The sequence below is a fragment of the Methanococcoides sp. genome, from assembly GCF_030594565.1.
GTDB classification, from domain to species: domain Archaea; phylum Halobacteriota; class Methanosarcinia; order Methanosarcinales; family Methanosarcinaceae; genus Methanococcoides; species Methanococcoides seepicolus.
Window position 1 is genome coordinate 1 of record NZ_JAUVEY010000103.1, and the last position, 7,795, is coordinate 7,795.

At 41.5% G+C, this 7,795-nt stretch carries 6 protein-coding genes and 1 pseudogene; all 7 read left to right on the plus strand.

Annotated features, from left to right (window positions below; genetic code table 11):
• Positions 1–1,066 (plus strand): annotated as a pseudogene (locus QAS77_RS08775) (monomethylamine:corrinoid methyltransferase); the annotation flags it as partial.
• A gap of 800 nt (positions 1,067–1,866) precedes the next feature.
• Complete coding sequence (locus QAS77_RS08780; protein WP_305064996.1) at positions 1,867–3,243, plus strand: APC family permease; 1,377 nt, start codon at positions 1,867–1,869, stop codon at positions 3,241–3,243.
• Between the two features lie 13 nt (positions 3,244–3,256).
• Positions 3,257–3,520: a monomethylamine transporter gene (locus QAS77_RS08785; protein ID WP_305064998.1), complete on the plus strand. Its 264-nt coding sequence runs from the start codon at positions 3,257–3,259 to the stop codon at positions 3,518–3,520.
• Positions 3,521–3,532: 12 nt separating this feature from the next.
• A complete protein-coding gene (locus tag QAS77_RS08790) occupies positions 3,533–3,763 on the plus strand; it encodes an AcrB/AcrD/AcrF family protein (protein ID WP_250867321.1) in 231 nt (76 codons plus the stop codon).
• A gap of 215 nt (positions 3,764–3,978) precedes the next feature.
• Entirely contained in the window at positions 3,979–4,764 is a 786-nt protein-coding gene (locus tag QAS77_RS08795) for a helix-turn-helix transcriptional regulator (RefSeq protein ID WP_305065000.1), read from the plus strand.
• Between the two features lie 16 nt (positions 4,765–4,780).
• Complete coding sequence (locus QAS77_RS08800) at positions 4,781–5,560, plus strand: helix-turn-helix transcriptional regulator (RefSeq protein ID WP_305065001.1); 780 nt, start codon at positions 4,781–4,783, stop codon at positions 5,558–5,560.
• Between the two features lie 39 nt (positions 5,561–5,599).
• A complete protein-coding gene (locus QAS77_RS08805) occupies positions 5,600–7,783 on the plus strand; it encodes a histidine kinase dimerization/phosphoacceptor domain -containing protein (protein WP_305065002.1) in 2,184 nt (727 codons plus the stop codon).
• The last annotated feature ends 12 nt before the right edge of the window (positions 7,784–7,795 follow it).

Below are 7,795 nucleotides of genomic sequence, written 5' to 3' on the forward strand. Positions count from 1 at the left end.
CGGTACCGGCAGAGATTCAGTACAGATGAAGAAGAGGACAATAGGCGACAAGAGAAAGCCTATAGTACAGGGCGGTCCAACCGGTTCACCTATCTCAGAAGATATGTTCATGCCAATTCACATGAGCTATGCACTCGAGAAAGAAGTTGACACAATTGTAAATGGTGTCATGATGACGATCCGTGGTAAGCCACCTATACCAGGCAGCCCATACGAGATCCTCGCAGCAAAGTCCGAAACAAGGCTCATCAGGAACGCAGCAGCAATGGCTGGCAGACCTGGTATGGCTGTTTAGGGACCTGAGACTTCCCTGTCCGCTCAGGGAAATATCGCTTCCGACTGTGTCGGTGGCCAGGTAACAAGTGACAGCCATGAAGTATCACAGCTCAACGAGCTTAAGATCGACCTCGATGCGATCGCAGTTATCGCACACTACAAGGGTAACAGCGACATCATCATGGATGAACAGATGCCTATCTTCGGCGGATACGCTGGCGGTATTGAGGAAACAACCATTGTAGACATTGCAACCAGCCTTAACTCCATGGTAATGAGCAGTGCAAGCTGGCACCTTGATGGTCCTGTCCACATCAGATGGGGATCCACCAACACCAGAGAAACCCTCCAGATCGCTGGATGGGCATGTGCAACCCTCAGTGAATTCACAGACCTTATGACCGGTAACCAGTACTATCCATGTGCAGGTCCATGTACCGAAATGTGCCTCCTCGAAGCAGCAGCACAGTCAGTAAATGACACAGCATCCGGCCGTGAAATCCTCTCAGGTGTCGCAGCAGCAAAAGGTGTCATCACTGACAAGACAACCGGTATGGAAGCAAGGATGATGGGAGAAGTCGCACGTGCAACAGCAGGCATGGACATCGACTCCGTGAACGCTGTTATCAACAACATCGTCAGCTCCTACGAAGGCAACTACGCAAATGCTCCTGAGGGTAAGAGATTCCAGGACTGTTATGACGTTGCAACCGTTACACCAACAGACGAGTATGTCAAGGTCTACGAGGGTGCAAGAAGGAAACTCGAAGACTTCGGTCTTACATTCTAAGATCAAAACATTACATGATATCTTTTGCCAGCATGTGTGCTGGCATTCTTTTCTTTTTTGCTTATTTTTTCACATAGGTACCTCATAAAACACCTATATATTACTGCGAGGATTTCATAAGGTCTTCAATTCCTGCAGAAATCACACTCAGTCCCCGATCATTACAAGGACAACATTGAATCTATCCTGCTGCATCCTATCCCACTAGCACTACAGGAGCCACACATGGCCTACAAAGGCTAACAAACAACTCACGAGTACTACAAGGCCTAAACATCGTTTTCAAATGCTGTGAAGACCCTCAACCTTTACAAACAGGAATATCTTCTTTAATACACTTGATACTGTCCAGTATATCGAGTAGATACTAAAGGGTCAGCATTTCAAAATAGCATATCATAAATTATAAATGCAATAAATTTAAGTGAACCTTACCTGCCCTATTTTTTAAAATAAAATTGCAAATATTCTTTAAAAATATTTTAATAGCAATTTTCTAATAGAAAAATTTATATTTTAGAGTGCCAGAAGGACATTTCCTCCACACTATTGACCAAAAAATATAAATAATACAATGTAATATGTGGCACAAAATCCCTTGAAAAGAGGCAACTCACACCTAAAAGTTGTCCTTTGAAAGGTAAAGTGGTAACTTACCCCTTAAGGAAAAGGTGCACGAACATGGATACATGGACTATAATAAATGGAATCATCTATTTGACCTGTTTTGTTTTGATAGGTTGGATGTTGTTAGATGCCAGTAAAGTCTCAAAATAATTGTGGTTTATAAGGAGAGTTAAATGTCTGGAAATACAAATTCGGAACATGCCGGTGTTGTAAAAACACTCCGCCCCTATCACGTATGGGCGCTTGGAGTTGGTATTGTTCTGGTAGGCGAATACATGGGATGGAACTTCACAGTTGCAAAAGGTGGAATACTTGGTTCACTCTTTGCACTGCTGGTTGCCGGTACCATGTTTGTAATGGTTTCTTTATGCGCTAGTGAACTAGGATCATCAACTAAACTTGCAGGCGGACCTTATGATTGGGCAAGATTATTCGTAGGACCTGGTGCAGCTGCACTTGTTGGTCTTGCAGTATACATGGAATTCATTGCCCTGGAAGCTGCTGACGCTATTGTCGTTGCATCCATCACAAATTCGATCTTCCCGGAAATACAAACATTCCCGGTTACACTGTTAATTATCGCATTCTTAACATTTATGAACTATCGTGGAGTCGTGGCTGCCCTTAATCTTAACTTTGCACTCACGTTCACTGCATTGATAGCTATTATTGTTTTCTTCTTCGCCAACATTACCGGATTTGCCGGCACATGGCATCCAGAATATCTAATATCAGGAGCTATGCCTAACGGTTTTATCGGTATTTTTGCGGCTCTGCAATTTGGACCCTGGTTCTACCTTGGTATCGAAGGAGCAGCAATGTGTGCAGAAGAATGTAAACATCCAACAAGAGCAGTTCCTCTTGGTCAGCAAGCAGGTATGATAACCCTTCTTCTCGGTTCAGGTATGACACTCTACGTATGTTCAGGTCTTATCCCAGCCGCAGAACTCGGTACTTCAGTATACCCACTCTTTGAAGCAGCAACAGCAACAGGTTCAAAATTCCTTATTGCAGCTCTCGGGATCGGTACACTTTTCACCTGTCTTGCAAGTGCAAACGGTACAGTTTGCGACGCATCACGGTCATGGTTTGCCCTTTCAAGGGATAAATTTCTGACAAATTGGTTCGCTGACGTGCATCCACGTTACAGCACCCCATACAGGGCAGTCATTTTCACAATGCCTATAGCAATCGCATTTGCATTTAGTGGTTTCCTCGATCAGGTCATCACCTTTTCAATCATATCAGGTCTAATCTGCTATGTAATGATCCCATTTTCCCTGATCCGCTTCAGGAAGTTATTCCCGGAGCACAGCAAGACGGTCCGCCCGTTTGTGGGCCCTCTGCAGCCAACAATTGCATATATTACGATCTTCCTTGCCATTGTGATCATGTCTACCCTTAACTGGGGATACGGTTTCAACCTTATCTTCGGACTCTTGTTCTACGTGATAGCATACTTCTACTTCTCGTGGAGATACAAGAGCATTGAGATCAATCACGATTGGGGAGAAGACCTCGGATGGCCTGAACCCTCACACAGGAGATAATGGAGGAAGAAAAATGGTAAATAAGACAAAATATCACAACGACCTCAAAAAAGATGCAGGTATTATTGTTCTTGTGTTAGGACTATTGTTCTTCTCAGAGACATTTGTCTTTTACAAGATAATATCAACTCTGTGGGATGCAGTGCCTGAAGTTCGTATAATCTTCCCGGTCTACCTCTTGTTCCTGGTGCTCCTGCTCGGGATCGAGACCATCGGTTGCATTGCTGTGTACAAATCCATAAAGGAACACATGTACGACTTTAAATATTACGATTAAGGGGATGGAAATATGGCAAAATCTGAAGTAAAAAGTAGTATGGTCATGCAGATTGCAGATATCCTGTTCATCTTCGTTGTCGCAGGTATTTGTGTAATAGCTCCCGTAATTATACTTGGAGGAGGAGATACTGGACCCATGGTGTTCGAATGGGATCCAGTACAATATTTTGGATTGCTGTCAGTGATCCTTGTATTCTTTGCTGTGATCCTGCGCCACTCTCTTAAGAACTATATTTATTAAATTGACTCCAATTGGTTGTGGTTTAACTGCCACAACTTCTCCTTTTATTTTTTTTACTGTCATTGAAGCCTAATTTCTATAAGATGTTTATAAATAAATTTCAGTTACATTCACAACAATAAATAGAAACCTTCTTATCTAACAAACAATCATTATACTGTTGCAAATTAAAGCTAAAATATATCATCAGCAGTATTTCGGGGTAAAGGTGTATAATGAATTCTTCATTGACGGATAATGTCTGGCTTTCTGAGAAAAGGACAAACCTGCTTTTGTTACTTATGGAAGGACCGAGAGATATAGAACAGATCAAGGTCTCTCTTAATGTGACCTCTCGTGGAATGATGCCACAGATAAAAAAGCTGAAAGAAAAATGTCTCATCATTGAAGAAGATGAAACTTATAGACTTTCCAATACTGGCAGACTTATAGTTAGAAACATGCTCCCTTTGATCAACACACTGCGAATGATAAACGAGAATAGAAGTTACTGGGAACAGCACGATATTAACATACTCCCCCCACATCTTTTTAAAGGACTTCACAACCTTGGCAATTATCTCCTTCTTGAACCTGATCTGAACTATACTTTTGAGATACCAAAAGAATTCACTGAGAACTTATTGAGATCAAAGGAAATAATGTCCATCATCTCATTTTTCCGCCCTGAATATCCAAAGTTCTATTCCCAACTTGCAGAAAAAGCAGACAGCCTCACACTCTTACTTTCAAGATCAGTATTTAAAAGAATGGAAAAGAATTGTGCTTCAGAACTGGAGTTCCTACTTTCGTCAAAAAGCACAAAATTGTACCTCTATGAAGGTGAAGGAAGACCACCAGCTATCGATGTCTCTGACTGGTTCATGTATGTCAGCTTTTTCAATGAACAGGGGCGCTATGATCACAGAGATATAATGAGCTTCGATGAAACCGCTTTGAAATGGGGAAAAGAGCTTTTCCAGTATTATTGTGACCGATCAACAGAGATAACAGAGCTATAAAAGGAGAATATTCAAGATGCCAATGGAACTTATTGAAACTATTTTTCTCTCAGAAAAAAGGGAAAATCTTCTCCTTATGCTACTTAACGATCCTGCTGATATCAAAACAATAGATTCTACTCTCGAAGTTACCTCTTCATCCATACTCCCCCAAATAAAAAAACTGAGAGAAGTCGGTTTTATAGACAAGAACGAGAACGGAGCATATGAATTGACCAGTATAGGAAGACTGGTCGTAGAGAACATGAACCCCCTCTCAAGCATGCTTAAAGTCTTTGATGTAGCCTGTGAATACTGGGATGAAAGAGATCTGACCACAATTCCAGATGAGCTTCTGGACAACATTGGAAGCCTTGGAAATATCCAATTAATAGTACCTGACCTGGATCACATGTATGAACTTCAGGATGACTTCCTGAATAACATGCAAATATCAAACAAAGTATCATCCGTGCTCTCTCTTTACCATCCGGATAACCTTGACCTTTTCAATAAACTGGACACTGCCGGAGTCAGTATGGAGATCATACTTACAGAATCCGTACTTGAAAGAATGCTGAGCGATTCCGAAAAGGAGATGGAAGCGTTCCTTAGTTCAAAGAACACTACAATTTTTGTTTGTGAAGATACAATAAAACCACCTTCATTCAGTGTCACTGATAATTTTATCTACATGAGCCTTTTCAATATTCAAGGCAGATATGATCATCACGACATCATGAGCTTTGAAGCCAGTGCATTAGAATGGGGAAAAATGTTGTTCGAACACTATAAGAGCCTATCCACACCCTATTGAATAAATTTATGTGAATATCACAACGGAAGTGAAACGATAATGAGATGGAAAGATGTATCATTAAAAGTAAAACTTGTACTATATATTGTAACAGGGGTCTTTCTGATATTATCCGCATCTACCTTTATTGTCATCTCCACAGTTACAGAACAGGAAGAACAACTCGCATATCACGACTCCATTCAAAACGCAAAAAGTTTTGCAAATAGCTACAATGCTGATATGAAAGCGAATATGGCAGTTGCACATACCCTTGCAGCACTTCTGGCCAAATATGATAATGCTGACCGTGATGAAATAAATGCCATGCTGGAAGAACTATTACTGGAGAATCCAGAACTTCTTGCCGTATATGTTGCTTTCGAACCAAACGCTTTTGACGGCCGGGATTCTGAGTTCATCAATGCTGATGCAACTCACGATGAAACCGGGCGTTTCATTCCTTACTGGAACAAGATCGGCGGCGGGATGTTCGTGGAGCCACTTGTAGATTATGATACCCTCGATTATTACCAGCTTACAAAAAGACTGGAGCAGGATGTCATTACAGAGCCCTATCTCTACCAAGGCGCTCTTATCGTAAGTTATGATGCACCCATTGTCAGAGACGGAGAGTTCATAGGCATCGGTGGGGTTGATGTAGAGCTAAACTATGTCGATGAGACCGTAAGCAGCGTAAAAGCATTTGATACCGGTTATCTGTTCATGGTAAGCAATACCGGAGTGTTACTATCCCATCCAACGAGAAAGGATTGGATCGGCCTAAGATCAATGGCAGATTTTGAAATGCCGATGGTAGAAAAAGCTACCAAAGACATCAATAATGGTATTGGAGGACACATCGATACCATCGACCCGGTGACCGGAAAAGAAGTGGTAATGTTCTACGAACCCATAGAGACAGGTAAATTCGCTATCGTACTAGTTGTTCCTACCGAAGAGATGTTAGCCGGAGTGGAATCATTGCGCTCCACTCTGATCACGATCTATACATTCTCCATCATTTTCATGGGTGCCATGGCATACTTAATAGCAGCTTCATTTACAGACAGGATCAACGAGATAGTTATTGATTTTAAGAAGATATCAGGAGCTGCGATAAAGGGGGATCTCGATGCCAGGGCCAATACTGATGTGGAGATCGACTTCAAGCTCATACCCGAAAGTATAAACGAAATAATGGATGCTTTAACTGCCTATTCCAAAGAATTACAAAACTCATATGAATTGATACGAAAAATGGAATCAGCAGTGAACAGCAGTAAAGTTGTGGTATTCTGGTGGAAGTTCGAGCATGAATACCCTGTTGAATTCGTTTCTGACAATGTTTCTCAATTCGGCTATTCTTTAGAAGAGTTCTCATCAGGAAATCTTTTGTATGGCAACATAATTTACAAAGATGATCGTGATGATGTCTGGTCCGAACTGAATAAACGTGCAGATGAAGGTCACGACCATTTCCACAAAGACTATCGTATCGTCACCAAAAACGGAGAAATACGCTGGGTGCATGAAGATACGTTCATACAACGTGATGAGGAAGGAAAAATTGCATACTTCCAGGGAACGATACTTGATATTACCGAGCGTGTCGAAGCTGAAGATGCACTGAAGAAAATGGATGAAATAAGAACAAAAGAGATACATCATCGCATTAAGAACAATCTTCAGGTAGTTTCTGGAATGCTGTATCTGGAATCACTTAACTTTCGTTACCAGGAAGTAATAGATGCATTCAGGGACAGCGAGAACCGCGTACGTTCGATAGCACTTATCCATGAGAAGCTCTACCAGTCAAAGGACCTTGTCAGCCTTGATCTTGCTGACTATATCAGGGACCTTACAGACCATCTTTTCCACTCCTATAGAGTGGAGGGAGAAAATGTAAAACTTATTCTCAATGTCGATGATGTGTTCCTTGGAATGGATACTGCTGTACCACTTGGGATCATCATAAACGAACTTACATCCAATGCACTCCAGCATGCTTTTGAAAACGGCATAAAAGGTGAGATCGATATCGATTTTATCAAAAAGGATGGGATATTTGAACTTACCATTAGCAATACGGGCAAACATTTCCCGGAAGATATCGATTTTAAGAATACTGAATCCCTCGGATTACAGCTTGTGACGAACCTCGTTTCTCAGATAGAAGGAGAAGTGGAACTTGATACTACAGACAGGACTACATTTATAATAACTTTCCGTGATGATAAATAACAAGGTGCCACT

Bases quoted from the DNA above. Each gene is read 5' to 3' on its own strand.
- QAS77_RS08805 (WP_305065002.1), top strand. From the start codon at position 5,600: ATGAGATGGAAAGATGTATCATTAAAAGTAAAACTTGTACTATATATT.
- QAS77_RS08785 (WP_305064998.1), top strand. From the start codon at position 3,257: ATGGTAAATAAGACAAAATATCACAACGACCTCAAAAAAGATGCAGGT.
- QAS77_RS08795 (WP_305065000.1), top strand. From the start codon at position 3,979: ATGAATTCTTCATTGACGGATAATGTCTGGCTTTCTGAGAAAAGGACA.
- QAS77_RS08790 (WP_250867321.1), top strand. From the start codon at position 3,533: ATGGCAAAATCTGAAGTAAAAAGTAGTATGGTCATGCAGATTGCAGAT.
- QAS77_RS08800 (WP_305065001.1), top strand. From the start codon at position 4,781: ATGCCAATGGAACTTATTGAAACTATTTTTCTCTCAGAAAAAAGGGAA.
- QAS77_RS08780 (WP_305064996.1), top strand. From the start codon at position 1,867: ATGTCTGGAAATACAAATTCGGAACATGCCGGTGTTGTAAAAACACTC.